The organism is Mycobacterium sp. UNC410CL29Cvi84 (assembly GCF_000686745.1).
Classification (GTDB): Bacteria; Actinomycetota; Actinomycetes; order Mycobacteriales; family Mycobacteriaceae; genus Mycobacterium; species Mycobacterium mucogenicum_B.
Window position 1 is genome coordinate 18,126 of the sequence record NZ_JMLM01000017.1, and the last position, 25,900, is coordinate 44,025.

Annotated in this window: 25 protein-coding genes; 21 read left to right on the plus strand and 4 right to left on the minus strand. The window is 69.1% G+C overall.

The window, feature by feature from the left end; translation table 11 throughout:
• The first annotated feature begins 3 nt into the window (after positions 1-3).
• The 7 genes from BR47_RS0122105 to BR47_RS0122135 all read left to right on the plus strand — a co-directional run bounded on the left by BR47_RS0122105 (position 4) and on the right by BR47_RS0122135 (position 10,493).
• Complete coding sequence (locus BR47_RS0122105; RefSeq protein WP_029120794.1) at positions 4-3,270, plus strand: transglutaminase family protein; 3,267 nt, start codon at positions 4-6, stop codon at positions 3,268-3,270.
• Positions 3,270-5,954, plus strand: a complete 2,685-nt coding sequence (locus tag BR47_RS0122110; protein ID WP_036427659.1) for a circularly permuted type 2 ATP-grasp protein — start codon at positions 3,270-3,272, stop codon at positions 5,952-5,954. Before BR47_RS0122105 ends, BR47_RS0122110 begins: the two co-directional genes overlap by 1 nt.
• A complete protein-coding gene (locus tag BR47_RS0122115) occupies positions 5,951-6,847 on the plus strand; it encodes a transglutaminase family protein (RefSeq protein ID WP_020101684.1) in 897 nt (298 codons plus the stop codon). The genes BR47_RS0122110 and BR47_RS0122115 overlap by 4 nt, the downstream gene beginning before the upstream one ends.
• A complete protein-coding gene (locus BR47_RS0122120) occupies positions 6,840-7,889 on the plus strand; it encodes a zinc-binding metallopeptidase family protein (RefSeq protein ID WP_020101683.1) in 1,050 nt (349 codons plus the stop codon). Before BR47_RS0122115 ends, BR47_RS0122120 begins: the two co-directional genes overlap by 8 nt.
• A 33-nt stretch (positions 7,890-7,922) precedes the next feature.
• The gene (locus BR47_RS0122125) at positions 7,923-8,231 is read left to right on the plus strand and encodes a DUF4333 domain-containing protein (RefSeq protein ID WP_020101682.1); all 309 of its coding nucleotides are present in this window, start codon (positions 7,923-7,925) and stop codon (positions 8,229-8,231) included.
• A 68-nt stretch (positions 8,232-8,299) separates the two neighbouring features.
• Positions 8,300-9,136: a DUF3097 domain-containing protein gene (locus BR47_RS0122130; RefSeq protein ID WP_020101681.1), complete on the plus strand. Its 837-nt coding sequence runs from the start codon at positions 8,300-8,302 to the stop codon at positions 9,134-9,136.
• 34 nt (positions 9,137-9,170) lie between these two features.
• On the plus strand, positions 9,171-10,493 hold the full coding sequence (locus BR47_RS0122135; RefSeq protein WP_029120796.1) for a replication-associated recombination protein A: 1,323 nt from the start codon (positions 9,171-9,173) through the stop codon (positions 10,491-10,493).
• Here the strand turns inward: BR47_RS0122135 and BR47_RS0122140 are convergent.
• Positions 10,490-11,107 carry a hypothetical protein gene (locus BR47_RS0122140; RefSeq protein WP_036420668.1) on the minus strand — a complete coding sequence of 206 codons (618 nt, stop codon included), beginning with the start codon at positions 11,105-11,107 and terminating at the stop codon, positions 10,490-10,492. The genes BR47_RS0122135 and BR47_RS0122140 overlap by 4 nt on opposite strands.
• A gap of 140 nt (positions 11,108-11,247) precedes the next feature.
• Between BR47_RS0122140 and alaS the strand changes: the two genes are divergently transcribed.
• The 9 genes from alaS (at position 11,248) to aroB (ending at position 20,655) form a co-directional block, all read left to right on the plus strand.
• Complete coding sequence (alaS, locus tag BR47_RS0122145) at positions 11,248-13,935, plus strand: alanine--tRNA ligase (protein ID WP_020101678.1); 2,688 nt, start codon at positions 11,248-11,250, stop codon at positions 13,933-13,935.
• 2 nt (positions 13,936-13,937) lie between these two features.
• Positions 13,938-14,447, plus strand: coding sequence for a Holliday junction resolvase RuvX (ruvX, locus tag BR47_RS0122150; protein WP_029120797.1), 510 nt, complete (start codon positions 13,938-13,940; stop codon positions 14,445-14,447).
• Between the two features lie 14 nt (positions 14,448-14,461).
• On the plus strand, positions 14,462-15,736 hold the full coding sequence (locus tag BR47_RS0122155; protein WP_036420702.1) for an endolytic transglycosylase MltG: 1,275 nt from the start codon (positions 14,462-14,464) through the stop codon (positions 15,734-15,736).
• Complete coding sequence (locus BR47_RS0122160; RefSeq protein WP_029120798.1) at positions 15,733-16,509, plus strand: shikimate dehydrogenase; 777 nt, start codon at positions 15,733-15,735, stop codon at positions 16,507-16,509. The genes BR47_RS0122155 and BR47_RS0122160 overlap by 4 nt, the downstream gene beginning before the upstream one ends.
• 268 nt (positions 16,510-16,777) lie before the next feature.
• The gene (locus BR47_RS0122165) at positions 16,778-17,209 is read left to right on the plus strand and encodes a prepilin peptidase (RefSeq protein ID WP_029120799.1); all 432 of its coding nucleotides are present in this window, start codon (positions 16,778-16,780) and stop codon (positions 17,207-17,209) included.
• On the plus strand, positions 17,206-17,700 hold the full coding sequence (locus BR47_RS0122170; RefSeq protein WP_020101673.1) for a GNAT family N-acetyltransferase: 495 nt from the start codon (positions 17,206-17,208) through the stop codon (positions 17,698-17,700). Before BR47_RS0122165 ends, BR47_RS0122170 begins: the two co-directional genes overlap by 4 nt.
• A 42-nt stretch (positions 17,701-17,742) precedes the next feature.
• Positions 17,743-18,939, plus strand: coding sequence for a chorismate synthase (aroC, locus tag BR47_RS0122175; protein ID WP_029105273.1), 1,197 nt, complete (start codon positions 17,743-17,745; stop codon positions 18,937-18,939).
• A gap of 4 nt (positions 18,940-18,943) precedes the next feature.
• Positions 18,944-19,579: a shikimate kinase gene (locus BR47_RS0122180; protein ID WP_020101671.1), complete on the plus strand. Its 636-nt coding sequence runs from the start codon at positions 18,944-18,946 to the stop codon at positions 19,577-19,579.
• Complete coding sequence (gene aroB / locus BR47_RS0122185) at positions 19,576-20,655, plus strand: 3-dehydroquinate synthase (protein ID WP_020101670.1); 1,080 nt, start codon at positions 19,576-19,578, stop codon at positions 20,653-20,655. Before BR47_RS0122180 ends, aroB begins: the two co-directional genes overlap by 4 nt.
• Before the next feature lie 7 nt (positions 20,656-20,662).
• Here aroB and BR47_RS0122190 read toward each other — a convergent pair whose 3' ends face one another.
• Positions 20,663-21,010: a hypothetical protein gene (locus tag BR47_RS0122190; protein WP_029120800.1), complete on the minus strand. Its 348-nt coding sequence runs from the start codon at positions 21,008-21,010 to the stop codon at positions 20,663-20,665.
• A gap of 145 nt (positions 21,011-21,155) precedes the next feature.
• Entirely contained in the window at positions 21,156-21,725 is a 570-nt protein-coding gene (locus BR47_RS0122195; protein WP_029120801.1) for a B-4DMT family transporter, read from the minus strand.
• A 33-nt stretch (positions 21,726-21,758) separates the two neighbouring features.
• Between BR47_RS0122195 and BR47_RS0122200 the strand changes: the two genes are divergently transcribed.
• The 5 genes from BR47_RS0122200 (at position 21,759) to BR47_RS0122220 (ending at position 25,456) form a co-directional block, all read left to right on the plus strand.
• Positions 21,759-22,850: a M24 family metallopeptidase gene (locus tag BR47_RS0122200; protein WP_029120802.1), complete on the plus strand. Its 1,092-nt coding sequence runs from the start codon at positions 21,759-21,761 to the stop codon at positions 22,848-22,850.
• A 28-nt stretch (positions 22,851-22,878) separates the two neighbouring features.
• Positions 22,879-23,442 carry an elongation factor P gene (gene efp / locus BR47_RS0122205; RefSeq protein ID WP_020101666.1) on the plus strand — a complete coding sequence of 188 codons (564 nt, stop codon included), beginning with the start codon at positions 22,879-22,881 and terminating at the stop codon, positions 23,440-23,442.
• Complete coding sequence (gene nusB, locus BR47_RS0122210) at positions 23,435-23,902, plus strand: transcription antitermination factor NusB (protein ID WP_020101665.1); 468 nt, start codon at positions 23,435-23,437, stop codon at positions 23,900-23,902. Before efp ends, nusB begins: the two co-directional genes overlap by 8 nt.
• Positions 23,903-23,904: 2 nt before the next feature.
• The gene (locus BR47_RS0122215; protein ID WP_020101664.1) at positions 23,905-24,444 is read left to right on the plus strand and encodes a hypothetical protein; all 540 of its coding nucleotides are present in this window, start codon (positions 23,905-23,907) and stop codon (positions 24,442-24,444) included.
• 61 nt (positions 24,445-24,505) lie between these two features.
• The gene (locus BR47_RS0122220; RefSeq protein ID WP_036427660.1) at positions 24,506-25,456 is read left to right on the plus strand and encodes an NADP-dependent oxidoreductase; all 951 of its coding nucleotides are present in this window, start codon (positions 24,506-24,508) and stop codon (positions 25,454-25,456) included.
• Here the strand turns inward: BR47_RS0122220 and BR47_RS0122225 are convergent.
• Positions 25,438-25,845 (minus strand): MarR family winged helix-turn-helix transcriptional regulator, encoded by a 408-nt coding sequence (locus tag BR47_RS0122225; RefSeq protein ID WP_218137126.1) that lies wholly within the window; start codon positions 25,843-25,845, stop codon positions 25,438-25,440. The genes BR47_RS0122220 and BR47_RS0122225 overlap by 19 nt on opposite strands.
• Positions 25,846-25,900 lie beyond the last annotated feature (55 nt).

Genomic DNA, 25,900 nt, shown 5'->3' on the forward strand with positions numbered 1-25,900 from the left:
GCTATGGCAATCAAGGTGGCGCTGGAGCACCGGACCAGCTACACGTTCGACCGGCTGGTCAAGGTGTACCCGCACGTGGTTCGGCTGCGCCCCGCCCCGCACTCGCGCACGCCGATCGAGGCCTACTCGCTGCAGGTCGAGCCCGCCGACCACTTCATCAACTGGCAGCAGGACGCCTTCGGTAACTTCGTGGGCCGCTTGGTCTTTCCGAACCGCGCCACCAAGTTGAGCATCACCGTCGGACTGATCGCCGACCTCAAGGTCATCAACCCGTTCGACTTCTTCATCGAGGAATGGGCCGAAACCGTCCCGTTCGCGTACCCGGACAACCTGCTCGAAGACCTCAAGCCCTACCTGCGCCCCGTCGACGACGCCGACGACCTGACGGCGGACTGGGTGCGGAACTTCGACGTGGTGCCGGGCACCGGCACCATCGACTTCCTGGTGGCGCTGAACCGGGCGGTCAATGCCGACGTCGGGTACAGCGTCCGTCTCGAACCCGGCGTCCAGGCGCCGGACTACACCCTGCGCACCGGCATCGGCTCCTGCCGGGACTCCGCCTGGCTGCTGGTCGCGATCCTGCGGAAGATGGGCTTCGCGGCGCGCTTCGTGTCCGGTTATCTCGTGCAGCTGAGCGCCGACATCGAAGCATTGGACGGGCCGTCGGGTCCCGCTGCCGACTTCACCGACCTGCACGCCTGGACCGAGGTGTACATCCCGGGCGCCGGCTGGGTCGGCCTCGACGCGACCTCGGGCCTGCTGGCCGGGGAAGGCCACATCCCGCTGTCGGCGACGCCGCACCCCGAATCGGCGGCCCCGATCACCGGTGCCGTCGAACCGTGCGAATCCACCCTCGACTTCGTCAACGTGGTGACGCGGATTCACGAAGACCCGCGCGTCACCCTGCCGTACACCGAACAGGCGTGGGAGTCGATCCAGGCCCTCGGCGCCGTCATCGACGAGCGGATGGCCGAGCGTGACGTGCGGCTCACCGTCGGCGGCGAACCCACCTTCGTCTCGATCGACAACCAGACCGACGAGGAATGGACCACGGCCGCCGACGGACCGCACAAGCGCACGCTCGCCTCCGCCCTCACCGCCCAGCTGAAAGCCGCGTGGGCCCCGGACGGGCTGGTGCAGCGCAGCCAGGGCAAGTGGTATCCGGGGGAGCCGCTGCCGCGCTGGCAGATCGGTCTGATGTGGCGCACCGACGGAACGCCGCTGTGGACCGATGCGGCGCTGCTGGCCGATCCGTGGTCCGGTGAATCCCCTGCGGTCGCACCGGATGCGGCACGGCGGTTGCTCACCGAGATCGCCGACGGGCTCGGCCTGCCGGATAGTCAGGTGCGTCCGGCCTACGAGGACGCCCTCGCCCGGTTGGCCGATGCCGTCCGCCGGCCCGACGGGGACCCGGTCACCGACGATCTGACGGACGACGGTGCCGCGCAGCGGAAAGCCCTGGCGGACAAGCTCGATGCCGCGGTCACCGAACCCGCGGCCCACGTCTTGCCGCTGCACCGCAGCGACGACGACACCGGGTGGGTCTCCGCCGACTGGAAATTGCGCCGCGGGCGATTGGTGCTCATCGGCGGCGATTCGCCTGCGGGCCTGCGATTGCCGCTGAACTCGATCAGCTGGCAGCCGCCGCGACCGGTGCCCGACGCCGACCCGCTCGCGCCCGAGCGCGCCGACACCCCCGCCAGGCCGGCGACCGTCGTCAGCGCCGACGGCGCACCCCCCACCGCCCTGGTCGCCGAGGTGCGCGACGGCCTGCTGTACGTATTCCTGCCGCCCACAACGGCATTCGACGACTTCGCTGATCTGGTCAGCCGTATCGAGAAGGCCGCCGCGAACATCGGCGTCCCCGTCGTGATCGAGGGCTACGGACCGCCGCCGGACGCCCGGCTCCAGCAGATGACCGTCACACCCGACCCCGGCGTCATCGAGGTCAACGTGGCGCCGACGGCCGGCTTCGCCGAGCAGGCCGCACAACTGGAGACCTTGTACGAGGCGGCCCGGCAGGCCCGGCTCGGCACGGAGTCCTTCGATGTCGACGGCACCCACGGCGGCACGGGCGGTGGCAACCACATCACCCTCGGCGGCGTCACGCCCGCCGACTCACCGCTGCTGCGCCGGCCCGACCTGCTGGTGTCGATGCTGACGTACTGGCAACGGCATCCGGCGCTGTCGTACCTGTTCTCCGGCCGGTTCGTCGGGACGACGTCGCAGGCCCCGCGCGTCGACGAGGGGCGCCTCGAGGCGCTGTACGAGCTGGAGATCGCGTTCGCGGAGATCGAGCGCGTGGCCGAGGGAGCTCCGTGGGCCGTCGACCGGGCCCTCCGGCACCTCCTCACCGACATCACCGGCAACACGCACCGCGCCGAGTTCTGCATCGACAAGCTCTACAGCCCCGACAGCGCCCGCGGCCGGCTCGGCCTGCTGGAGCTGCGCGGCTTCGAGATGCCGCCGCATTTCCAGATGGCCATGGTGCAGTCGCTGCTGGTGCGGTCGCTGGTCTCGTGGTTCTGGGACGAGCCGCTGCGGGCCCCGCTGATCCGCCACGGGGAGAACCTGCACGGCCGATATCTGTTGCCGCACTTCATCATTCAAGACATCGCCGAGGTCGCCGCCGACCTGCGGGCGCACGGCATCGCATTCGACACCAGTTGGCTGGACCCGTTCACCGAGTTCCGCTTTCCCCGGATCGGCAGCGTCATCCTGGACGGCGCCGAGTTGGAGCTGCGCGGCGCCATCGAGCCGTGGAACACCCTGGGCGAGGAGTCCACCGGCACCGGCACCGCCCGCTACGTCGACTCCTCGGTGGAGCGGCTGCAGGTCCGGCTCATCGGCGCCGACCGGAACCGGTACCTCGTCACCGTGAACGGCCATCCCATCCCGCTGCTGGCGACCGACTCACCCGACGTCCAGGTCGGCGGCGTCCGGTACCGGGCCTGGCAACCACCGAGCGCGCTGCATCCCACGATCACCGTCGACGGGCCGCTGCGGTTCGAACTCGTCGATGGATTCACCGGCTTTTCGAAAGGCGGCTGTACCTACCACGTCTCGCATCCCGGCGGCCGTGCGTACGACACCCCGCCGGTCAACGCCGTCGAGGCCGAGTCGCGCCGAGGCCGCCGTTTCGAGGCCATCGGCTTCACCCCGGGCGCGGTCGATCTGGCCGATCTCCGGGAGAAGCGGGCCCGTCAATCCACCGATGGCGGAGCGTCGGGCATCCTCGATCTGCGCCGGGTGCGTACCGTTCTGCGGTAATGGTTCTCCGTACACACAGATCCCAAGAGCTGGCCGAGGAGGCGGCGCCCGTCGGCGACCCACTGGCCGGGTACCGGGCCGACCGGGCCCAGGAGCCGTTGTTCGACGTCCGCGAGGTGGCCGGCGCCGGTTACGACGAACTGGTCGATGACGCGGGCGCGGTCCGGCCGGCCTGGCAGGAGCTGACCGACTGCGTCCGCGACCGTGGCCGGACCGGCCTGGACCAGCTCCGTGGTGTCGTTCGCGAGCTCGTCGACAACGACGGCATCAGCTACGTGCAGGTCGACCGGGACGGCACGACCGTCACCGATGTCGACGGCACGCCGGTGGTCGACACCTGGCAGCTCGACGCCCTGCCCCTGGTGCTGTCCGCGGCGGACTGGCGCAACCTCGAATCCGCACTGGTACAGCGCTCCCGGCTGCTCGACGCGGTGCTCACCGACCTGTACGGGGCGCGCCGCGCCATCACCTCCGGGGTGCTGCCGCCCGAGTTGCTGTACGCCCATCCCGGTTACGTCCGCGCGGCCCGCGGCATCACGGTGCCGGGTCGCCACCAGCTGTTCCTGCACGGCTGCGACGTCAGCCGTCACCGCGACGGTGGCTTCGCGGTGAACGCGGACTGGACGCAGGCGCCCTCGGGCGCCGGGTACGCGCTCGCCGACCGGCGGGTCGTCGCGCACGCGGTGCCCGAGCTGTACGAGAAGGTGGCGCCGCGCCCGGCGTCGCCCTGGGCGCAGGCCCTGCGGCTGGCGCTCATCGACGCGGCGCCGGAAGCCGCGCGCGAACCGGTGGTCGTCGTGCTCAGCCCCGGCAGCCACTCCGAGACCGCCTTCGACCAGGCCTACCTGGCCGGTGTGTTGGGCTTCCCACTGGTGGAGAGCGCCGACCTCGTGGTGCGCGACGGCAACCTCTTGATGCGCTCGCTCGGCACCCTCAAGCGGGTCGACGTCGTACTGCGCCGCGTGGACGCCGAGTATGCCGATCCGCTGGACCTGCGGCCGGACTCCCGGCTCGGCGTGGTCGGACTCGTCGAGGTGCTGCGGCGCGGGGCGGTGACGGTGGTGAACACGCTGGGCAGCGGCATCCTCGAAAGCCCAGGCATCACCCGATTCCTGCCGGAGTTGGCCGAGCTGCTCACGGGGGAGACCCCGGAACTGCCGAGCGCCCGATGTTTCTGGGGCGGAATCGACGCCGAGCGCTCGCATCTGTTGACCAAACTGTCCACCCTGCTGATCAGGCCGGTGACGGGCGGCCCGGCGATCGTCGGTCCCGCCCTGTCCACCACCCAGCGGGCCGAGCTGGCGGCCCGCATCGACGCCGCCCCGTGGCAATGGATGGGCCAGGAACTGCCCGAGTTCTCCACGGCCCCGATGGACCTGCTCCCCAGCGGATTGTCCGCGGGCAGCGTCGGGATGCGGCTGTTCACCGTCGCCCAGCGCGGGGGTTACGCGCCGATGATCGGCGGGCTGGGCTACATCCTGGCGCGGGGGCACGCCGCCTACGGCATGGAAACCGTTGCGGCCAAGGATGTCTGGGTGCGATCGCCCGACCGGGCCGCGGTCGTGCAGGCGCAGCCGGTCGAGCTGCCGGCCATGACGCCGAGCCCGACCCGCGCGGTGAGCTCGCCGCGTGTGCTCTCCGACCTGTTCTGGCTGGGCCGGTACGCCGAACGTGCCGAGTTCACCGCCCGGCTGCTCACCGTCACCCGTGAGCGCTACCACGAATTCCGTTACCGGCGGGACCTCGGCGGCAGTGACTGCGTGCCGGTACTGCTGACCGCACTGGGCCGGATCACCGGCACCGACACCGGTGCCGACGGCGACTACGCCGAACAGCTGGCCATCACGCCGACGACGTTGTGGGCGCTCACCGCCGACCGGCACCGGCCGGGTTCGCTGGCGCAATCCGTCGAACGGCTGGGGCTGGCCGCGCGCGCGGTCCGCGACCAGATGTCGAACGACACCTGGATGGTGCTGGCCGCCGTCGAACGTGCGGTGCTGCAGCCGTCAGACCGCGCCCGGCAGCGCCAGGGCACGGCGCTGTCGCCGCCGGATTCGAAGACCAAGGGGGAGGCGTACCTGTCCACCGCCCCCAGCCAGACCCTGGCCGGGATGCTGGCACTGTCCGGTGTGGCGGCCGAGTCCATGGTGCGCGACGTCGGCTGGACGATGATGGACATCGGCAAGCGCATCGAGCGTGGTCTGGGCCTGACCGCACTGCTGCGGGCCACCCTCACCACCGCCCACAGCGCCGAGACCGAACGGACCGTCAGCGAGTCCGTGCTCGTGGTGTGTGAGTCGGCGGTGATGTACCGCAGGCGCATGCTGGGACAGGTGAGCGTGGCGGCCATCGCCGACCTCGTGCTGTTCGACGAGGAGAACCCGCGGTCGCTGGCCTTCCAGTTCGAGCGTCTGCGCGCCGACCTGCGGGCCCTGCCGTCGTCGACCGGGTCGACCCGCCCGGAGCGGATGATCGACGAGATCGCCGCCCGACTGCGACGTCAGGACCCCGCCGACCTCGAGCACGTCACCGGCGAAGGGCAGCGCGACGAACTCGCCGAGCTGCTCGACGGTATGCACGCCGATCTGCGGGAGTTGTCCGAGCTGATCCGGGCCACGCATCTGGCCCTCCCGAGTGGCATGCAGCCGCTGTGGGGTCCCGACGAACGGCGGCAGATGCCATGACCCGCGAGTACCAGATCACCCATCGCACGCGGTATCGCTACTCCGACGTCGTCACCAGCTCGTACGGCCGCGGGTTCCTCACCCCGCGCGACAGCGGTCAGCAGCGCTGCCAGTCGTATCGGCTCAACATCGACCCCGAACCCGCCGACCGCTCCACGAGCCGGGACGCCTACGGCAACATCAGCTCGTATTTCCATGTGACACAACCCCATCGCGAACTCGTCGTGACGGGGCGCAGCATCGTGGAGGTCGATCCGCCGCCCGCCGAGTGGTACGGGGCAGGAGCCGCGCTGGCACCGTGGGAGCAGTCTCGGCCGTCCGGGCCGGACGGTGCGCTGGCCGCCGAATTCGTGCTGGATCTGCAATCCGCGGAGATCACCGACGAGGTGCGGGATTACGCCGCACCGAGTTTCGTGCCCGGCCGGCCGCTGATCGAGGTGCTGCGCGACCTGAACTCGCGCATCTTCGCCGACTTCACCTACCGGTCCGGGTCGACGACGGTGTCCACCCGGGTCGCGGAGGTCCTGACCGCCCGCGAAGGAGTGTGCCAGGACTTCGCCCGCCTGGCCATCGCCTGCCTGCGTGCGAACGGCCTTGCCGCCAGCTATGTGTCGGGATATCTGGCCACCGACCCGCCGCCGGGCAAGGAACGTATGGTGGGGATTGACGCCACCCATGCCTGGGCGTCGGTGTGGACGCCGGAGAACAACTGGCTGGGGCTGGACCCGACCAACGACCAGATGGTGGACGAACGCTACATCGTGGTGGGGTTCGGCCGTGACTACGCCGACGTGCCGCCGCTGCGGGGCATCATCTACACCGACTCCGAGAGCAGCATCATCGACGTCTCCGTCGATGTCGCACCTATTGCGGGAGGCCCACTGCATGCGTGATTTCAACTGCCCGAACTGCGGTCAGCGGTTGGCGTTCGACAACTCGGTGTGCCTGGGCTGCGGTAGCGCCCTGGGCTTCTCGCTGGACGACATGGCGCTGCTGGTGATCGCCCCACCGGACGGTAACGGCGACAACGATCATGCCGGTGCGGTCGCCTCGACCGACTACCAGCTGTGCGCGAATCTGCATCTGGCCGAATGCAATTGGCTGGTGCGGATCGAGCCGGTGCGGCAGCTGTGCCCATCATGCGCGTTGACCCGGACCCGGCCCGCCGACGACGACACCAAAGCCATGGCGAACTTCGCCGCCGCCGAGCAGGCCAAGCGCCGGCTGATCGTCGAACTGGCGGAGCTGGGCCTGCCGATCATCGGCCGCGACCGCGACCCGGAGCAGGGCCTCGCTTTCGATCTGCTGTCCAGCGAGCATCACCAGGTCTTCACCGGCCATGAGGACGGTGTCATCACCCTGGATCTCGCCGAAGGCGACGACGTGCACCGCGAACAGCTGCGGATCGCCATGGCCGAGCCGTACCGGACGCTGCTGGGCCACTTCCGCCATGAGATCGGGCACTACTACTTCTATCGCCTGATTCAGCCGTCGCCCGAGGCCGTCGCGGACTTCACCGCCCTGTTCGGGGACCCCGACGCCGACTATCAGGCCGCGCTGGACCGGCACTACCGCGACGGTGCGCCCGCCGGCTGGGAACAGCAGTACGTGTCGTCCTACGCCACGATGCATCCGGCGGAGGACTGGGCCGAGACGTTCGCGCACTACCTGCACATCCGGGACACTCTCGATACCGCGGCAGCTTTCGGTTTCGCGCCCGCGGGCGCCACCTTCGAGCGGCGGGTGCTGGGCCCCAGCGGTTTTGACACGCTCATCGAGCTCTGGCTGCCGCTGGCCTGGGCGTTGAACATGGTCAACCGGTCGATGGGCAAAGAGGATCTGTACCCGTTCGTGCTGCCGGCCGCGGTGCTCGAGAAGATGCGGTTCATCCATACGGCGGTGGACGAGGTCAATGCCTCCCGCGCGGCGCGTTGACGCGGCCCACGGCGATAGAGCACGATCGCGCCCATGATTCGCGTACGGGTGGGGGCAGCGGTGCTACTGGGTCTGGTGGCCCTTTCACCGGCCGGATGTAGCTCGAAAACCACGGTCAAGGCGGATGATGCCGCCAAGCAGGTCGTCAAGCTGGTCTCGGATCAGAACAAGTTCACCCCCACCGACGTGAAGTGTCCGTCCGACGTGGAGGCCACCAAGGGTGCCCAGTTCGACTGCCATTTCACCGGGCCGCGCAAGGTCCAGTACGTCGCGCACATGAAGATCGTGAAGGTCGACGGTGAGCGCATCACCTGTGACATCAAGGTCGAGAAGGCCCCGTAACCGGTCTGTGACGAAAACACGGGTGGCGCAACCGGATCTGGCTCGCGATCGTTCCTAGGATCGGTGCCGTGAGCGACCGATACGGATCCGATGTACTGGCCCGCAACCCGAACGCCAGGAAGCGTTCGACCGAGCAAGCCGCCGAGAAGGGGCTCGTGGTCGAGTGCGCCACGACCGGCTTCGTGGGCGCCGTGGTCTCGGTCGAGTACGGCCGCATGGTCCTCGAGGACTTCGACGGCTACCGCAAGCCGTTCCCCATCGGCCCCGGCTATCTGATCGACGGCAACCCCGTCATCCTCACCGCACCCAAGCGCACCGCGCCGGCCGCGCCCACCCGCACGGCCTCGGGTTCGGTTGCCGTGCAAGGACATCGGGCCCGCACCGCGCTGGCCAGCCGCATCTACGTGGAAGGCCGCCACGACGCCGAACTGGTCGAGCAGGTGTGGGGACACGACCTGCGGGTCGAGGGCGTGGTCGTCGAGTACCTCGGCGGTGTCGACGACCTGGCCGCCATCGTCCGCGAGTTCCAGCCCGGGCCGGGCCGCCGGCTCGGCGTCCTCGTCGACCACCTGGTGTCGGGCTCGAAGGAGGCGCGCATCGCCGAGCAGGTGCGGCGCGGTCCGGGAGGCGAGCACACGCTGGTGGTGGGCCACCCGTTCATCGACATCTGGGAGGCCGTCAAACCCGCCCGCATCGGGCGTGAGGCGTGGCCCGTCATCCCGCGCGGTATCGAGTGGAAGCACGGCGTCTGCGAGGCGCTCGGCTGGCCGCACGCCGACCAGGCCGACATCGCCCAGGCATGGCAGCGCATCCGCGGCCGCGTGCGGGACTGGAACGACCTCGAACCCGCGCTGATCGGGCGGGTCGAGGAACTCATCGACTTCGTGACCGCACCTGCCGACTGAACCGCCGGTCGGTGCGGCGTGGTAAGCCTGAGGCGTGTCTGACGGGTTGTTCGACGTAGGGGGCGGCGATGAGCCGGCGTCCGGCTCCGTCGTGGCCGCACCCCTGGCGGTGCGGATGCGCCCGGCCGGCCTCGACGAGGTCGTCGGCCAGGACCACCTGCTCAAGCCGGGTTCGCCGCTGCGCCGCCTGGTCGAGGGCTCGGGCGCGGCCAGCGTCATCCTCTACGGGCCGCCCGGCACCGGCAAGACCACCCTGGCATCGCTGATCTCGGGGGCCACCGGCCGCCGGTTCGAGGCATTGTCTGCGCTGTCGGCCGGCGTCAAAGACGTGCGGGCGGTGATCGACGAGGCCCGGCGCAGCGCCGTCCACGGCCGTCAGACCGTGCTGTTCATCGACGAGGTGCACCGGTTCTCCAAGACGCAGCAGGACGCCCTGCTGGCCGCGGTGGAGAACCGGGTGGTGCTGCTCGTGGCGGCGACCACGGAGAACCCGTCGTTCTCGGTGGTGGCGCCGCTGCTGTCGCGGTCGCTGATCCTGCAGCTGCAACCGCTGACGGCCGACGCCGTGCGGACCGTCGTGCAGCGCGCGATCACCGATCCGCGCGGCCTGGGCGGTGCCGTCGAGGTCGACGACGACGCCGTCGCGCTGCTCGTGACGCTGTCGGCGGGCGATGCCCGGCGGGCGCTGACGGCGCTGGAGGTCGCTGCTGAAGCCGGCGAACGCGTGACGGTCGAGGTCATCGAACAGTCGCTGGACAAGGCCGCCGTGCGCTACGACCGCGACGGTGACCAGCACTACGACGTCGTCAGCGCGTTCATCAAATCGGTGCGCGGCTCGGACGTCGACGCGGCACTGCACTACCTGGCCCGGATGCTGACCGCGGGGGAGGACCCGCGGTTCATCGCGCGCCGGCTGATGATCCTGGCCAGCGAGGACATCGGCATCGCCGACCCGACCGCGCTGCCGACGGCGGTGGCCGCCGCGCAGACCGTGCAGCTCATCGGGCTACCGGAGGCCCAGCTGACCCTGGCCCACGCGACGGTGCACCTGGCGACGGCGCCGAAATCCAACGCGGTGACCGTCGCCCTCGGGGCGGCGATGGCCGACATCAGGGCCGGCAAGGCCGGCATGGTGCCCGCGCATCTGCGAGACGGGCACTACGCCGGCGCCGCCGCGCTCGGCCACGCGCAGGGCTACAAGTACGCGCACGACCACCCGGGTGGTGTTGCGGCGCAACAGTATCCACCCGATGAGCTGGTCGGGGTCGACTACTACCGGCCCACGGCGTACGGGGCCGAACGCGAGATCGGCGGCCGCCTGGAGAAGCTGCGCGCCATCATCCGGCGCAAGCGCTAGACCAGTTCGGGCACCCGCAGGTGGGCGATGGCGAGATCGAAGGCGCAATCGTCGATCTCCGACGCCCCGGCGGCCTGCACCGATTCGACCTTCAACGCCGTGGCCTGCTCCCAGTAGTCCTCCATCAGTTCGCGGGTGCGGAAGGACGCCGACGACACCGCACGGCCCGAGCCGCGGTCGACGAGCAGGCTGGCGCTGCAGAACCCCGGCAGATGCTCGATCTGCCGCAGCACGGTGTCGCGGTAGTAGTCGATGCCGGCCTCCATGAGATCCGGCGGCACGGTGAGCCAGGTCGCCCGCACACACGCGCCGTTGCCGCGTTCGCGGTGCAGAACGGCGATCTCCCACTCCTCGACCAGTGGGGCGCCGCCGCCGAAGCGTTCGGCGGCCAGATTGCGGAGCCGGCGGCCCTCGCCGGCGCTGTAATGCAGGGCGTCCTCGGACTCCCATGCGCTGGTGGCGATGCACCGGCCGGTTGCCCGGTCGACCATCAGGGACAGGCCGACAGAACCGGGAAGTTCCTGCAGCACAGGCATGACCTCGTCGCGGATATAGGCGACGCCGGCATCGATCTGATCAGGGCTCGCCATCATCGTGGTAGAACGTGCGAACACGGTCCACCCCCTCTTTATTCAGGGCGGCGCTCCGGTGGCGCCACCGGATAGAGACAACTGTCCGCCGCGGCGGCGCTGGGCACAAGGCCGACCGGTACTGTTATTCGGGCAACTACCCGGTCGATGAAGGACATCAGCACGTGCAGACACACGAGATCAGGAAACGATTCCTCGATCATTTCGTGAAAGCGGGCCACACCGAGGTGCCGAGCGCATCGGTGATCCTGGACGATCCGAACCTGTTGTTCGTCAACGCCGGCATGGTCCAGTTCGTGCCGTACTTCCTGGGCGACCGCACCCCGCCGTATGACAAGGCGACGAGCGTCCAGAAGTGCATCCGCACGCCGGACATCGACGAGGTCGGCATCACGACCCGGCACAACACGTTCTTCCAGATGGCCGGCAACTTCTCGTTCGGCGACTACTTCAAGCGCGGCGCCATCGCGCTCGCCTGGGACCTGCTGACCAACCCGGTGTCCGAGGGTGGCTACGGCTTCGATCCCGAAAGGCTCTGGGCCACCGTCTATCTCGATGACGACGAGGCCATCGGGCTCTGGGAGGAGATCGCCGGCCTGCCGCCGGAGCGCATCCAGCGCCGCGGCAAGGCCGATAACTACTGGTCCATGGGCATTCCGGGACCCTGCGGTCCGTGTTCGGAGATCTACTACGACCGCGGCCCCGAGTACGGCATCGACGGTGGCCCCGAGGCCAACGAGGACCGCTACATCGAGATCTGGAACCTCGTGTTCATGGAGAACGAGCGCGGCGAGGGCACCAGCAAGACCGACTTCGAAATCCTCGGCCCGCTGCCGCGCCAGAACATCGACACCGGCATGGGTGTCGAGCGCATCGCGTGCCTGCTGCAGGGCGTGGACAACGTCTACGAGACCGACCTGGTCCGTCCCGTCATCGACATGGTCGCCTCGGTGGCGCCGCGGCACTACGGCGCGGGCAACCACGCCGACGATGTGCGCTATCGCGTCATCGCCGACCACAGCCGCACCGCGGCGATCATCATCGGCGACGGTGTCACTCCGGGTAACGAAGGCCGCGGCTACGTGCTGCGCCGCCTGCTGCGCCGCATCATCCGCGCCGCCAAGCTGCTCGGTGTCGAGCAGCCGATCATGTCCGACCTGATGGCCACCGTGCGCGACACGATGGGTCCGTCGTACCCGGAACTGGTCACCGACTTCGAGCGCATCAACCGCATCGCGGTCGCCGAGGAGACCGCCTTCAACCGCACCCTCGCTTCGGGTTCGCGGCTGTTCGAGGATGCCGCGGCCGCCACGAAGGCCGCCGGCAAGACCGTCGTCTCCGGTACCGACGCCTTCACGCTGCACGACACCTACGGTTTCCCCGTCGAGCTGACGCTGGAGATGGCGGCCGAAGCCGGCCTGACCGTCGACGAAGAGGGCTTCCGCGGCCTGATGGCCGAGCAGCGCGCCCGCGCCAAGGCCGACGCCGCCGCCCGCAAGCACGCGCACGCCGACCTGTCGGCCTACCGCGACCTGGTCGACGCCGGTCCCACCGAGTTCACCGGTTTCGACGAATTGACTTCCGAGGCAAGGATTCTCGGCATCTTCGTCGACGGCAAGCGGGTGCCGGTGGTGACGCACGGCACCGAGGGCTCGGACCGTGTCGAGCTGGTGCTGGACCGGACGCCGCTGTACGCCGAGTCCGGTGGCCAGATCGCCGACACCGGAACGATCACCGGCACCGGTTCCTCGGCCACCGCCAAGGCCGCGGTCACCGATGTGCAGAAGATCGCCAAGTCGCTGTGGGTGCACACCATCAACGTCGAGTCCGGTGAGTTCGTCGAGGGCGACACCGTGACCGCCGCGGTCGATCCCACGTGGCGCCGCGGCGCCACCCAGGGCCACTCGGGTACCCACATGGTGCACGCTGCGCTGCGACAGGTGTTGGGCCCCAACGCTGTTCAGGCCGGCTCGCTGAACCGTCCGGGCTACCTGCGGTTCGACTTCAACTACCAGGGCGCGCTCAGTGACGAGCAGCGCACGCAGGTCGAGGAAGTCACCAACGAGGCCGTGCAGGCCGACTTCGAGGTGCACACCTTCAACGAGAAGCTCGAGAAGGCCAAGGCGATGGGCGCCATGGCGATGTTCGGCGAGTCCTACCCGGACGAGGTCCGCGTCGTCGAGATCGGCGGACCGTTCTCCATGGAGCTGTGCGGTGGTACGCACGTCCAGCGCTCGGCGCAGATCGGCCCCGTCACCATCCTCGGCGAGTCGTCGGTGGGTTCGGGTGTGCGTCGCGTCGAGGCCTACGTCGGTCTGGACTCGTTCCGGCACCTGGCCAAGGAACGCGCGCTGATGGCCGGTCTGGCCGCGTCGCTGAAGGTGCCGTCGGAAGAGGTGCCTGCCCGCGTGGCCACCCTGGTGGACAAGCTCAAGGCCGCCGAGAAGGAACTCGACAAGGTCCGGCTGGCCGGCGCCAAGGCCGCTGCCGCCAACGCCGCGGCCGGTGCCGAGGTCATCGGCAAGGTCCGCGTCGTCGCACAGCGGATGGCCGGCGGCATCTCCGGTGGTGACCTGCGCACCCTGGTCGGTGACATCAAGGGCAAGCTCGGCTCGGAGCCGGCGGTGATCGCGCTGATCGCCGACTCGGGTGAGTCGGTGCCGTACGTGGTGGCCGTCAACGCCGCCGCGCAGGACCTCGGGTTCAAGGCCAACGAACTGGTGCAGCAGCTGGGCACCGCGGTCGGTGGCCGTGGTGGTGGAAAGGCCGATCTGGCACAGGGTTCCGGTAAGGGGGCAGCGGGTATCGACGCGGGTCTGGCCGCGCTACGCGCTGAACTGGGCCGGAGCTAGCTTTGGCCGATACCGACCGCATGCCCGACCGCCCCGGGGCCGACGACCCTGGTCGCGGTCGCCGGCTCGGCATCGACGTCGGCACGGTGCGGATCGGTGTCGCAGTGTGTGACCCCGACGGCATCCTGGCGACGCCGCTCGAGACGGTGCGTCGTGACAAGACCGACAAGCACCTGGGTCGACTCGTGAAGCTGGCCGGTGAGCAGGAGGCGGTCGAGATCGTCGTCGGGTTGCCGCGCACACTGAAGGACCGGGCGAGCAGCTCGGCGCAGGACGCGATCGAGGTGGCCGACGCCCTGGCGGTGCGGGTGGCTCCGACTCCGGTACGGATGGCCGACGAACGGCTGACGACGGTCACCGCGCAGCGCTCGCTGCGGGAGGCCGGAGTGCGTGCGAAGGGGCAACGTCAGATGATCGATCAGGTGGCCGCCGTCGGCATCCTGCAGAACTGGCTGGACATGCGCCGTTCGGTGCTGGCCGCCCGCGAGCGGTCCGAGGAGGCCGATCTGTGACGCCGGCCGAGGACATGCGCCCCGACGCCCCGGGGGATGACGACGAGTGGGGCAGCAGCACCCGCATCAAGCCCGAGTCGGTGGGCCGGCCCCGCCGGGGCATGAGCCGGGCCGAGCGGGTCCGCGCCGAGCGCAACCGCAAGCGCCGCCGGCGCCGCAGCATGGTGGCGCTGACGGTGTTCATCGTCGTCGTGGTCAGCGCGGTGTTCCTCGGGTCCCGGCTGTGGCACGGCATCTTCGGGTCGGGCAACGACTACTCCGGTGACGGTGGCAGCGACCTCGTCGTCGAGGTGCACAACGGTGACTCGACCACCGCGATCGGGCAGACCTTGTTCGATCACGGCGTCGTGGCGAACGTGAAGACGTTTGTCCTGGCCGCCGAGGGCAACAAGGCGATGACCGAGATTCAGCCGGGCTTCTACAAGCTGCGGACCGAGATCTCGGCCGCCAACGCGGTGTCCCGGCTCACCGAGAAGAACAATCGGGTGGGCCGCCTGGTGATCCCGGAGGGCCGCCAGCTCGACGACACCACCGACGTCAAGACCAACAAGATCAATCAGGGCATCTTCAGCCTGATCTCGGCGGCCTCCTGCGTCGACCTGGACGGCAAGCGCAAGTGCGTGTCGGCCGACGAGCTGAAGAAGGCCGCCGGTGCCGCCGACGTCTCGGCGTTGTTGGTGCCCAGCTGGGCGGCGGGGCCGGTGAAGGCGCTGGGCGCCGATCACCGCAGGCTCGAGGGGCTCATCGCGCCCGGCACCTGGAACGTCGACCCGGCCGGGACGCCGACATCGATCCTGTCGGGTCTGATCAGCGCGAGCAGCCGCCAGTACGAACAGGGCGGGTTGCTCGACGCCGGCGCCGCCGCCAACCTGAACCCGTACCAGATCCTGATCGTGGCGTCGCTGGTGCAGCGGGAGTCCAACCCGCAGGACTTCGCCAAGGTGGCCCGCGTCATCTACAACCGGCTGGCGACCCCCGACCATCGCAGGCTGCAGTTCGACTCGACGGTGAACTACCCGCTGGACCGACAGGAAGTGGCGACCACCGACGCCGACCGCGAGCAGCCGACACCGTGGAACACCTATGTGCGCGAAGGACTTCCGGTCACGCCGATCTGTTCGCCCGGCCAGCCCGCCGTCGTCGCGGCGCAGGACCCGGCGCCGGGGGACTGGCTGTACTTCGTGACCATCGACCTGCAGGGCACGACGGTGTTCACCCGCGACTACCAGCAGCACCTCGCCAGCATCGAGCTCGCCAAACGCAACGGCGTGCTCGACAGTGCCCGATGAGGGCTGCGGTCCTGGGCTCGCCGATCGCGCATTCGCGGTCGCCGCAGCTGCATCTGGCGGCCTACCGGGAGCTCGGTCTGACCGACTGGACCTACGACCGCATCGAGTGCACCGCGGAGCAATTGCCGGCTCTGGTGGGCGGTTTCGGCCCGGAATGGGTCGGCGTCTCGGTCACGATGCCCGGCAAGTTCGCGGCGCTGCGGTTCGCCACCGAACGCACGGCCCGCGCTGAGCTGGTCGGTTCGGCCAACACCCTGGTGCGGATCGACGGCGGCTGGCGGGCCGACAACACCGACGTCGACGGTGTCGCCGGCGCACTGGGTGAGGTGTCGGGCGCCGCAGCGGTGCTGGGCTCCGGTGGCACCGCGCCGGCGGCTGTCGTGGCGTTGGCCGAACTCGGTGTGCGGGACCTGGCGATCGTCGCCCGCAATGCCGACAAGGCCGCGTCGTTGGTGGCGTTGGGGGATCGGCTGGGCGTCGCGAGCCGGTGGGTCGCGCTCGGCGAACAGCTGAATTCCCTTGGTGTGGTGGTCAATACGCTGCCCGCCGCCGTTGCCGGCGAGTTCTCCGGGACCGTCGCCGACACGGCCGTGCTGCTCGATGCCATCTACGACCCGTGGCCGACGCCGCTGGCCGCCGCGGTTGCCGCGGCTGGTGGCCGGGTGATCAGCGGCCTGCAGATGCTGCTGAACCAGGCCTACGCGCAGGTGGAGCAATTCACCGGGACGCCCGCGCCCCGCGAGGTGATGGCGGCTGCGCTGGCTGCGAGCTGAGCGTAGGGGCGCATGCTGGGCACTCGACAAGCAATCGGCTCATGAGCGTTGACCCTGCGCTGACGGCCACAAAGGTCGAGTAGCGACGACCCTGGGTGCAGGGTGAACGCGAGGTCGGCATTGACTCCGCGGCTATGGCGTAAAAGTCCGAGTAGATGGTGCCCTCGTGTGAGGGTCAACGCGTGTTTGGCTGTGGTGGTGGTTGAGCCTGCAGCTGTGGCGCAATCTTGTGTCAGGACGCCCTGCGCAACGCCCTTAGCCTCGAAAGATGGGGGCGGGCTTGGCTATTGGTTTGTGGATGATCGCGCTGTGTGCCTATGACCTACGCGAGCGACGGCTACCGAACTGGCTCACGCTGCCCGGCGCTGCGGTGATTCTGCTCGCGGCTGTCATCCTCGGCCGGGGACTCCCCGCGCTGGCTGGCGCGGCTGCGCTGTTCGCGCTCTACCTCCTGATCCATCTCCTGAGCCCCGACGCGATGGGCGGGGGCGACGTCAAGCTCGCCCTCGGGCTGGGCGCACTGACCGGGATGTGCGGCGCCGACGTGTGGGTGCTCGCCGCGATCGGGGCGCCGCTGCTGACCGCGGGATACGCGGTGCTGGTCCTGCTTCGACGCAACGGGCGGACCGTGCCGCACGGCCCGTCGATGTGCCTGGCGAGCGCCGCGGCCGTCGCGCTAGGTACCTTTGCCTCACCATGACCACCCGCACCGCCACCACCGCTGACCTGCCCGCCATTGCCGACATCTACGCGCATTACGTGTTGAACAGCGTGGCGTCGTTCGAGCTGGAGTCGCCCGCGGCCGAGGAGTGGCAGGCGCGGTTCGCCAGGGTCTTCGCCGCCGGACTGCCGTTCCTGGTCGTCGAGCGCGAAGGCAAGGTCGCGGGGTACGCGTACTGCCTGCCCTGGAAATCCCGGCCGGCCTATCAGGGCACGGTGGAGGACTCGATCTACCTTGCGCCGTGGGCCACCGGACAGGGCGCCGGCAAGGAACTGCTCGGCGCACTGCTGGACGCTGCCCGCGCCGCCGGCGTGCGTGAGGTCATCGCGGTGATCGCCGACAGCGGCGACCCGTCGTCCATCGCGCTGCACAAGAAGCTGGGTTTCGACGAGGCCGGCCGACTGCGGCAGGTCGGGCACAAGCACGGCCGTGACATCGACACCGTGCTGCTGCAATGCAGCCTGGGCTGACGGATTTCAGCCGGTAAACCCCCTCATGGGACAATGGGACACGTGTTGCGATGGACCACAGCAGGTGAATCCCATGGTCGTGCCCTGGTGGCCATGCTCGAAGGCATGGTGGCCGGTCTTTCGGTGACCTCGGACGACATCGCCACGCAGTTGCAGCGGCGTCGTCTCGGCTACGGCCGCGGTGCCCGGATGAAGTTCGAAAAGGACGAAGTCACACTGCTCGGCGGCGTTCGGCACGGCCTGACGCTCGGCGGCCCGATCGCCATCCAGATCGGCAACACCGAGTGGCCCAAGTGGGAGACCGTCATGGCTTCCGACCCGGTCGACCCGGAGGCGCTGGCCAACACCGCGCGTAACGAGCCGCTCACCCGGCCCCGGCCCGGGCACGCCGACTACGCCGGCATGCTCAAATACGGCTTCGACGACGCCCGCCCGGTGCTCGAGCGCGCCAGTGCCCGCGAGACCGCGGCCCGCGTCGCGGCCGGCACCGTCGCCCGTGCGTTCCTGAAGCAGGCCCTCGGTGTGGACGTCGTCTCGCACGTCATCTCCATCGGCGCCTCCAAGCCCTACGACGGCCCGGTCCCGGGCCCGCAGGATCTCGAGGCCATCGATGACAGCCCGGTGCGTGCCTTCGACAAGACCGCCGAGGAGGCCATGATCGCCGAGATCGAGGCCGCCAAGAAGGACGGCGACACCCTCGGCGGCGTCGTCGAGGTGGTGGTCAGCGGACTGCCCGTCGGCCTCGGCTCGTTCATCAGCGGCGACAACCGGCTGGACAGCCAGCTGGCCGCCGCCGTCATGGGTATCCAGGCCATCAAGGGCGTCGAGATCGGTGACGGCTTCGAGACCGCGCGGCGCCGCGGCAGCGTCGCGCACGACGAGATCTACCCGGGCGCGGACGGCATCACCCGCTCCACGAACCGCGCCGGCGGCCTGGAAGGCGGCATGACCAACGGCCAGCCGCTGCGGGTCCGTGCCGCGATGAAGCCGATCTCGACGGTGCCGCGCGCACTGGCGACCGTCGACATGGCCACCGGCGAAGAGGCCGTCGCCATCCACCAGCGTTCCGACGTGTGTGCGGTGCCCGCGGCCGGTGTGGTCGTCGAGGCCATGGTGGCGCTGGTGCTGGCCCGGGCCGCGCTGGACAAGTTCGGCGGCGACTCGCTGGCCGAGACCCGCGCCAACGTCGAGAACTACCTGCGTGCGGTGCATGAGCGCGAACCGCAGATGTCCGGATAACTCGATGGCGCCCAAGGCTGTACTGGTCGGCATGCCCGGTTCGGGCAAGTCGACGATCGGTCGACGGTTGGCGAAGGCGCTGCAGGTGCCGATGCTCGACACCGACGCCAAGATCGTCGAGACCACCGGTCGCAGCATCGCCGACATCTTCGCCGAAGGCGAGCCGGTGTTCCGCAAGATCGAAGCCGACGTGATCCGCGACGCGCTGGCCGAACACGACGGCGTCGTGTCGCTCGGCGGCGGCGCGGTGACGACTCCGGAGGTGCGGGAAGCGCTCGTCGGCCACACCGTCGTCTACCTGGAAATCAGTGCGGCAGAAGGTGTTCGGCGTACCGCGGGCGGCGGACGTCCGCTGCTCGCCGGTGACGATCCGGGCGCCAAGTACCGCGAGCTGATGGCGCAGCGCGTGCCGCTGTTCCGGCAGGTCGCGACGCTCCGGGTGAACACCAACCGACGCAATCCCGGTGCCGTGGTCCGCCACATCGTGCACCGGCTCGAGCAGCCACGCTGCGACGAGCACTCCCGGCGCCGCCGCCGCTCGGCGTGGCGCCGGCTGCCGACGGTCCTGAACCCCGGACCGACCACCGAGGCCCCGCCGAGCCCTGCGGCACTGGCGAAACGATTGAAAGGCTCGCAATGACTGAACCCGTCGTCGTTGAGGTTAACGTCGACCGGCCGTACCCGGTGATCATCGGGACGGGCCTGCTCGGTGACCTCGGCCGCGTCTTGCAGGGCCGGCACCGCGTCGCGATCCTGCACCAGCCGGTGCTGAACGAGACCGCCGAGGCGATCCGTAGTTACTTGGCGGACAACGGAATCGACGCGCACCGCATCGAAATCCCGGACGCCGAGGCGGGCAAGGAACTGCCCGTCGTCGGCTTCATCTGGGAAGTGTTGGGGCGCATCGGGATCGACCGCAAGGACGCCATCGTCAGCCTCGGCGGCGGCGCGGCCACCGACGTCGCCGGGTTCGCCGCCGCCACCTGGCTGCGCGGCGTGGACATCGTGCACGTGCCCACGACGCTGCTCGGCATGGTCGACGCCGCCGTCGGCGGCAAGACCGGCATCAACACCGACGCCGGCAAGAACCTCGTCGGCGCCTTCCACCAGCCGCTGGCCGTGCTCGTCGACCTCGCGACGCTGGAATCGTTGCCGCGCAACGAGATCATCGCCGGCATGGCCGAGATCGTGAAGGCCGGCTTCATCGCCGACCCGGTGATCCTGGACCTCATCGAGGCCGACCCGGAGGCCGCGCTGGACCCCGCCGGCACCGTGCTGCCCGAACTCATCCGCCGCGCCATCGCCGTCAAGGCCGAGGTGGTCGCCGCCGACGAGAAGGAATCGGCACTGCGCGAAATCCTCAACTACGGACACACTTTGGCGCACGCCATCGAGCGCCGCGAGCGCTACCAGTGGCGGCACGGCGCCGCCGTGTCGGTGGGCCTGGTGTTCGCCGCCGAGCTCGGCCGGCTTGCCGGCCGCCTCGACGACGACACCGCGGACCGCCACCGCCGGGTGCTCACCGCGCTGGGCCTGCCGGTCAGCTACGACGCCGACGCCTTCCCGCAGCTGCTGGAGTCGATGGCGGGGGACAAGAAGACCCGTTCGGGCGTGCTGCGCTTCGTGGTGCTCGACGGCCTGGCCAAGCCGGGCCGCCTCGAAGGCCCGGACCCCTCGCTGCTGGCGGCCGCCTACTCGGTGGTGGCGAAAGACTGAGCTGCGCTCAGTAGACGGGGTTGAAATAGTCGGTGCCGCCGAGAGGGCATTCGACCTTGGCTTTCCACGTCGTGCCGGTCTGGATGCCCGGGAACCACAGATTGTGGCTCTGGTTTGCCTGCAGCTGGAACGGGACCTTGTACACCGGCAGGGGCTTGACCGACTTCCAGCCGAACCACGGCTCCGCGGAGTAGAAGCACAGGCCTTCGCTCCCGGTCGAGTTGATGTGGACCGTGACGCCCGCGGCGTCGCTTGTCGTATCGATCGACGACGCGGCCTGCGCGGTTCCTGTTCCGGTTCCGAGGGCGATCATCGCCAGGGCAGCTGCGGCGGTGACGAACTTCGTGCGGTTCATGATGTGCTCCTGTTTGGGATTTGCGGCTCCGGTTGAGCCGCTCTCACAGGTAGGAGCAGTTACGCCGCGGAAGTCTTACAACTTTTCGGCAAAAAAGATCGCGGCCCGTCTGATGACGGGGCCGCGATCTTTTTTGCGTGGCTGCTCAGGACTCGGGGTTGGTCTTGGGCCTGGTCTCGATGACCTCGGTGTTGCCCTCGGAACCTTCGACGGGGACGGCGACGGCGACCGCGGCGAAGACGTCGGTGTCGGCGCGCTCGCTCTCACCGGCGTGGTCGTGCTTCGGCGGCGGCGGGGCCTTGCGGTCGACGAGGTACCGGCCGAGTGACACGCCGCAGACGCCGCCCACGAAGACGATCAGCGCGGTGAACGCGGCGAACGTGGTGACCTCGGCGGCCAGGGCGTCGACATAGATGTTGTCGTAGAACTGGCCGATCAGCCATGCGAAGAAGCCGCTGACGATGCCGGCAAACAGACCGCCGACCAGCCAGGCCATCGCCAGGTCCTCGCGGCGGTCGGGGTCGGGCTGCGCCTTCGCATCGCTCTGGCCGTCGAGAACGCCCCAGGCAAAGGCGGCGAGGATGTACAGCACGACGAGCGTGACACTGATGATCAGCGACTGTTTTTCCCAGGCACCGATCATCGCGCCCTGCAGCAATCGGACGATCACCATCAACGCCGCAAAGACGATTCCGCGCAGCAACCACTTACTCATGAGCAGACAGCGTAGCGAGTAGCGTCACATATCGTGACAATTTCCCACCGGCGCCACATTCTGCGTCGCCAGCTGGCGGCCGCCGAGCTGGATGCGATCCTGGTAACCGACCTGGTCAACGTGCGTTATCTGTCCGGGTTCACCGGGTCCAACGCGGCCCTGCTCATTCCCACTGAAGGGGACACTCCCGTCCTGGCCACCGACGGGCGGTACCGGACGCAGGCCGCGCAGCAGGCGCCCGACGCGCAGATCCTCATCGAGCGGGCGTGTGCTCCCCAGCTGGTGCGCGCCGCGGAAGCCGCCGGAGTCAAGCGGCTGGGCTTCGAGAGCCATGTCATGACCGTCGACGCCCACGCGGCGCTGCAGCGGGTCAGCGGGAACCTCGAACTGGTCCGGGCGCCCGGCATGGTCGAGACGCTGCGTGAGGTCAAGGACGCCGGCGAGATCGCGATCCTGCGGCTGGCCTGCGAGGCCGCCGACGCCGCGCTCAAAGACCTCATCGAATCGGGCGGGCTGCGGGCCGGCCGCACCGAGAAGGAGGTCGGCCGCGAACTGGAGGCGCGGATGCTGGACCACGGCGCCGACGGCCCGTCGTTCGAGACCATCGTCGCGACCGGTGCCAACTCCGCGATACCGCACCACCGGCCCACCGACGCTGTGCTGGCGGCCGGTGACTTCGTCAAGATCGACTTCGGCGCGCTCGTCGAGGGTTACCACTCCGACATGACCCGCACCTTCGTCCTGTCGCCGGTGGCGCAGTGGCAGCGTGACATCTACGACCTGGTCGCGACGTCGCAGCGAGCCGGTCGGGAAGCGCTGGTGCCGGGCACGACGCTGGCGGCCGTCGACCGGGCGTCGCGGCAGGTCATCGCCGATGCCGGGTACGGCGAGCAGTTCTCCCACGGGCTCGGGCACGGGGTCGGTCTGCAGATTCACGAAGCGCCGGGAATCAACTCCGCCGCCGCCGGTACACTGCTTGCTGGCTCCGTGGTAACCGTGGAGCCCGGTGTCTACCTGCCCGGCCGGGGCGGTGTCCGGATCGAGGACACGCTCGTCGTCAGCGGCGATACGACACACACACCTGAGTTGCTTACCCGGTTCCCCAAGGAACTGGCCATCCTCTGATGACAGAGAGCTAGGAGCAGTACCGACCGTGGCATCTACCGCCGACTTCAAGAATGGTCTTGTCCTCAACATCGAGGGCCAGCTGTGGCAGATCACCGAGTTCCAGCACGTCAAGCCCGGCAAGGGCCCGGCCTTCGTGCGCACGAAGCTCAAGAACGTGCTGTCGGGCAAGGTCGTCGACAAGACCTTCAACGCCGGTGTGAAGGTGGAGACCGCGACCGTCGACCGTCGTGACGCCACCTACCTGTACCGCGACGGCGCGGACTTCGTCTTCATGGACGCCGAGGACTTCGAGCAGCACCCGCTGTCCGAGGCCCTCGTCGGCGACGCCGCCGGCTTCCTGCTGGAGAACCTGCAGGTGCAGATCGCGTTCCACAACGGCGCCCCGCTCTACCTGGAGCTGCCCGTCAGCATCGAGGTCGTCGTCTCGCACACCGAGCCGGGCCTGCAGGGCGACCGCTCGAACGCCGGCACCAAGCCGGCCACCCTGGAGACCGGCGCCGAGATCCAGGTGCCGCTGTTCATCAACGTCGGGGACAAGCTCAAGGTGGACACCCGCGACAGCAGCTACATCAGTCGGGTCAATGCCTGACCGTCGCTCTGACAAGGGCCGGCACCAGGCGCGCAAGCGCGCCGTCGACCTGCTGTTCGAGGCCGAGGCCCGCGGGATCACCGCGGCCGAGGGCGCGAAGCTGCGCAATACCCTCGCCGACAGCGACCCCGAGGTATCGGCGCTGAACCCGTACACGGTGACCGTCGCCAACGGCGTCACCGAGCACGCGGCGCACATCGACGACCTGATCTCGGCGCACCTGCAGGGCTGGACGCTGGAGCGGCTGCCCGCCGTGGACCGCGCGATCCTGCGCGTCGCGGTGTGGGAGTTGCTGCATGCGACGGACGTGCCGGAGCCGGTCGCCGTCGACGAGGCGGTCGAGCTGGCGAAGTCGCTGTCCACCGATGAATCGCCCGGCTTCGTCAACGGCGTCCTCGGCCAGGTGATGCTGGTGACGCCGCAGATCCGGGCGGCTGCGGCGGCGGTCCGGGGCGAGTAGCGGTGGACGAACCGCAGGACTGGGCGCCGTACTCGAGTGTCGAGGACGCGGCGAAGGTTTATCTGCGCGATCCGGAGCTGGCGCTCGAGCAGCTGCGGTCGGTGGTCGACTTCCGGTCCATCAAGTCCTTCATCATGTCGCGCGGCGCGTCCGAGGAGTCCTGGGGCGACGCCGTGTGGCAGGAGGTCGTCCTCACCGACGGTGAGCGGCTGATCATGTGGCGCGCCGACGACGACGCCAATGGCGAGGACGAGCACCTGCGCCGGACGCTGGACACCTCGGTGCGGACCATCCTGCTGTCCACGATCACCGACCACATCCTGACCACGCAGTTCGAGGTACTGGGCGACGGCACGCGGCGGCTGGCGGAGGTGCGGCTGCGGATGTACACGCAGCTGATCACCCGCAGCCGGCAGAAGTCGGCCATCGACACCGATTTCTTCTGCGAGTCGTTCCGGTACACCAAATCCGTCGACGACGGCGGCCTGGCCCAGATGCAACGCCTGCTGCAGTTCGGCCGGGAGCTTTCGCACGCGTTGTAGCGGCGACCAACTTTTTGCTGATACGTCACCAATATTGGTTGGATTGCGTAGAGTCGGCGCGATGAGGGCGGTGCGCTTCAACCGTTACGGCGGACCGGAGGTGCTCGAGGTCGTCGACATCCCGCGCCGTGCCGCCGGTCCGGGCCAAGTGGTGGTGTCGGTGGTCGCCGCGGCCACCAATCCGGGGGAGATCGGCATTCGTGAAGGGCATTTCGCCGATATGTGGCCGGCCCACTTCCCAGAGGGGCAGGGCAACGACTTCGCCGGATATGTCGACGAGATCGGTTCCGGTGTCGGTGAATTCGAGGTCGGCGACGAGGTCATCGGATTCGCACCGCGAGAGGCCCAAGCTGAATACGTCACGCTCGGTGTCGATCGAGTCGCGGCCAAACCTGCCGGAATGTCGTGGGAGGCAGCCGCAACGGTCGCCGGAGCCGGGGCCACCGCGTGGGCGTCGGTTGCGGCGGTGAACCCCCGGCCGGGAGAGACCGTCGTGGTGTCCGCGACGGCCGGCGGGGTCGGAATCTATGCGGCCCAGCTGGCCCGGTTGCGTGGCGCCGAGGTCATCGGTACCTGCGGCGAGGCCAATGACGACCTGCTGACCTCGCTGGGTATTCGCCCGGTGCGGTACGGCGATGGGCTATCGGATCGGCTGAAAGCCATGGCGCCGAACGGGATCGACGCCTTCATCGACACCTACGGAGCCGGCAACGTCGCACTTGCGATCAACCTCCGCGTCGAGCCTGGCCGCATCAACACACTCATCGATCACGACGCAGTCCGGCGCTTCGCCGTGCATTCCGAGGCTCAAGAGGAGGCGGACACTCCGGAGATCTGGGCCGAACTGGCCGACCTGGTCGCCCGGGGCGATATCACCGTGCCGATCGCGGCCGTCTATGACTTGACCACGGAGCAGGTTCGGCAGGCGTATCGCGATGTCGGCAGCCGCCACGTGAGCGGCAAACGCGTGCTGCGGATCGGGCCGACCGAGCGTCAATCGTCTCTGATATGACCGGTGTAGTCACGGATCGCCACCAGCATGCGATCCAGCGCAATACCCACAGCATCGAGTTCGTCATCGGAGAGCGGGTCGAAGAACAGTTGCCGGACCAGCGCCACATGGTGTGGCGCGGCGTCCTCGATCGCGGCCCTGCCTGCGGGCGTCAGGCCGACGATCGAACCGCGCGCATCGTCAGCGCAGAACTCTCGAGCGACCAAGCCCCGCTTGACCATTCGGGTGACCTGATGCGAGGTACGGCTGCGGTCCCAGCCGAGTGCGGCACCGAGATCCTTGGTTCGCAATTGCCCGTCCGTGGCTTCCGACAATGGCACCATCACGGCGTAATCGGCAGCCGAGATGCCTTCCTGCCGAGACAGCTGGAGGTGAAACGCGGCCTGCAACTCCCGCCGAACATCTCGGTAGGACTGCCAGATTCGCGCTTCCCGTTCAGTGAGC

Coding starts and splice junctions, on each gene's coding strand:
- BR47_RS0122105 (WP_029120794.1), top strand. CDS start 4: ATGGCAATCAAGGTGGCGCTGGAGCACCGGACCAGCTACACGTTCGAC.
- BR47_RS0122110 (WP_036427659.1), top strand. CDS start 3,270: ATGGTTCTCCGTACACACAGATCCCAAGAGCTGGCCGAGGAGGCGGCG.
- BR47_RS0122115 (WP_020101684.1), top strand. CDS start 5,951: ATGACCCGCGAGTACCAGATCACCCATCGCACGCGGTATCGCTACTCC.
- BR47_RS0122120 (WP_020101683.1), top strand. CDS start 6,840: ATGCGTGATTTCAACTGCCCGAACTGCGGTCAGCGGTTGGCGTTCGAC.
- BR47_RS0122125 (WP_020101682.1), top strand. CDS start 7,923: ATGATTCGCGTACGGGTGGGGGCAGCGGTGCTACTGGGTCTGGTGGCC.
- BR47_RS0122155 (WP_036420702.1), top strand. CDS start 14,462: ATGCGCCCCGACGCCCCGGGGGATGACGACGAGTGGGGCAGCAGCACC.
- BR47_RS0122160 (WP_029120798.1), top strand. CDS start 15,733: ATGAGGGCTGCGGTCCTGGGCTCGCCGATCGCGCATTCGCGGTCGCCG.
- BR47_RS0122165 (WP_029120799.1), top strand. CDS start 16,778: ATGGGGGCGGGCTTGGCTATTGGTTTGTGGATGATCGCGCTGTGTGCC.
- BR47_RS0122170 (WP_020101673.1), top strand. CDS start 17,206: ATGACCACCCGCACCGCCACCACCGCTGACCTGCCCGCCATTGCCGAC.
- BR47_RS0122180 (WP_020101671.1), top strand. CDS start 18,944: ATGGCGCCCAAGGCTGTACTGGTCGGCATGCCCGGTTCGGGCAAGTCG.
- aroB (WP_020101670.1), top strand. CDS start 19,576: ATGACTGAACCCGTCGTCGTTGAGGTTAACGTCGACCGGCCGTACCCG.
- BR47_RS0122190 (WP_029120800.1), bottom strand. CDS start 21,010: ATGAACCGCACGAAGTTCGTCACCGCCGCAGCTGCCCTGGCGATGATC.
- BR47_RS0122195 (WP_029120801.1), bottom strand. CDS start 21,725: ATGAGTAAGTGGTTGCTGCGCGGAATCGTCTTTGCGGCGTTGATGGTG.
- nusB (WP_020101665.1), top strand. CDS start 23,435: ATGCCTGACCGTCGCTCTGACAAGGGCCGGCACCAGGCGCGCAAGCGC.
- BR47_RS0122220 (WP_036427660.1), top strand. CDS start 24,506: ATGAGGGCGGTGCGCTTCAACCGTTACGGCGGACCGGAGGTGCTCGAG.